This window comes from Candidatus Sodalis sp. SoCistrobi (genome assembly GCF_900143145.1).
In the GTDB taxonomy this organism is placed as follows: Bacteria; Pseudomonadota; Gammaproteobacteria; order Enterobacterales; family Enterobacteriaceae; genus SoCistrobi.
The window spans coordinates 1-2405 of the sequence record NZ_FRDB01000315.1; the positions used below are offsets into that span (position 1 = coordinate 1).

Genomic DNA, 2405 nt, shown 5'->3' on the forward strand with positions numbered 1-2405 from the left:
TGCTCATGCTGAGTTTCCAGCACTAGATTAACTGCCCGTTCACGGACTTCCGGAGAGTAACGTTTGGTCGTTGTCATAGAGACCTCCACTTTTAAAGTATAGACTCTAATTTATCCGGGGTGATTCAATACTGTTGCATCAGCCGCAGCTGCTTGCCTTCCTGATGGTTATCGTTTGGGTAAAGCACCTTGGTCAGTTTGGCGGCGTCGATGCCGGCCCGTTCGGCTTTGAGGAATTTTCCTTCATTGAATAACGCCAGGCTGAAAGGATGCGGATGCGTTGCCTGCCATAATCGCAGCGGCAGCACCGTGCCATTGCCGAATCCCACCACCGGCAAATCCCACGCCTCGCCGATAAGGGTGAATGCCGGCTCCCAGCGGCTGCCACCCTGCCCGTTTTTCTTAAGCTTCCCGCCAAGCCCCACTTCGACATTCAGCGCCGTATTGTGGCGGAACCAGGGATAGGTATTGCGATGCCAGTCGTCGGGCGCTTCCCATTGTTGACCTTCGACGAAGGTCTGGCGAAACAAGCCATACTGATAGTTAAGCCCATAGCCGATGGCCGGCTGGCCTACGGTCGCCATAGAGTCCATATAGCAGGCGGCCAGACGGCCCAGGCCGCCGTTGCCCAGCGCCGGATCCACCTCGTGCTCCAATACCTCGGCAAGGTTGACTTGATAACCCTCGAGCACTGTCTTGACGGTATCGTACCAACCGAGGTTAAGCAGGTTATTGCCGGTCAGCCGACCCAATAAGAATTCCATGGAGAGGTAATTGACGTGGCGCGGGAATTTTTTACTGTCGCCCGGGCGGGCGGGTTGAGGGGGAAGGCATTCGTTGACCGCCGCGCTGACCGCCTGCCACCATTGTAACGGGGTCATATCCTGCGCGCCGGTAAGACCGTAACGTTGCCACTGGCGGTCAAGCGCGGCCTGGAATGCCGCTTTATCGAGTTTGGGTTTTGGCATATGTTCGTCTCTCTCCTGTTAGCTTAACGTGGAGAGCGCCAAAACCGGCGCCCTACCCCCTGCATAGGTATCTACACATCAGGGAGGAGGCTTAAGAGCAACTCTCGCTAAATGAGTAAGTTCTTCCAGACTATATTCCGATAATAATTTTAGTGTATTCAACAAGATGGATAGGCCAGCGAGCAGAGCAGGAGCGCTCTCTCTGCGGCCTCGCTTTTGCTGTCGTCCTGACAAGCGACATATCAGCTGGCGGGCTGCCGCATTTTCTTCTCCTTCAGCGCGTTGCAGCCGCCATACCAGAACAGCAGCCATACTGGCTATTAACAACCTGCGTAGTACGGCTGGCGCGCTGCGCTGAAGCCATGTTTCTACGTCATGTCCGGCACCTTTCAGCAACTTAAAAAATGATTCAATATTCCAGCGCCAGTAATACCAACGAGCTACTTCCTCGCAGGTGATCTCGCTGCAAACGTTTGTAAGCAGCGTCCAGCGTCCCACCACATTACCGAGATCATCCGTAAGCCGAACAACAACCAATCTGACCGTCAGAGGCTCTCCAGGTTGGATTTTTATGCGGCGGCCGGTTTCTTTATCTTTACGCTTCTGCTGCGCAGCTCGGGTTATGACTATCGAGGTTTCACTGATTTCCATATCAGCTTTTTTCCCTTTCCAGTCTACCTGTCCGCATCCGTTGTATGGCAGAAGAGCAGCAATCTCACCAATTTTCAATGAATTACCTTGCCACTCTGCACCATGTCCTTCTTTTCCTCGGATAAGCCAGCATATTCCTTGAGTACTCAACGTCCGCATATGTCCAATAGAGTCACCCTCTCTATCAATTATATGAATCAGCTTTTTACCTATATTAAGCGATTCCACACGGGCAATATCGGTCGTCAAGGCGTCCATATGTGTCTGCCGTTCGGACAGTCCTTCCGCCAACGTTGAATGACAACCGGTTGCATCGGTAAGTGTCTGAGATAGAGGCGCTATTGGCAAACCCGTGCCAGCATCAACCAGCAAGCTGCTTTGAAGTTCATATCCAACATCGCCACCGTGCGTCATTTTTAAGCGTCCGTATTTGGCATGATGGTAAAGAAATTGTAAACGTGACCAATCATGAACAACGAGAGCGTATGGATGCGGGCTAAGCGAAATTTGCTCAAGTGCTAGCGAAATAATTGGCTCATTGAGTTGACTGAAGCTAATTCGCTTATTATTCAGAAAACGCCAGACAGCTTGGGTAGTTGCGAAAGTTGATTTTTGAGCACTTGCGAGGTCTTTAACCGCAGAAGCAAGAAGAGCCGCGGGCGTCATATGCTGTTTAACCAGCGTCTGATATCGGCGGGTAAGGCGAGAGTCAATCCCGCCAACAGATAGGTTGAAATCATTCTGCAAAGTAATAACAGGTATCACGATAAATGTGTAGATACCTATG

At 51.5% G+C, this 2405-nt stretch carries 1 protein-coding gene and 1 pseudogene; both read right to left on the reverse strand.

The window, feature by feature from the left end:
- Window positions 1-127: 127 nt before the first annotated feature.
- A pseudogene (locus CINSTRO3249_RS15085) lies at window positions 128-967 on the reverse strand (glycogen/starch/alpha-glucan phosphorylase); the annotation flags it as partial.
- A 78-nt stretch (window positions 968-1045) separates the two neighbouring features.
- Window positions 1046-2405: flagellar biosynthesis protein FlhF (locus CINSTRO3249_RS15090; protein ID WP_254304262.1), on the reverse strand; the 1360-nt coding region annotated here is incomplete at its 5' end.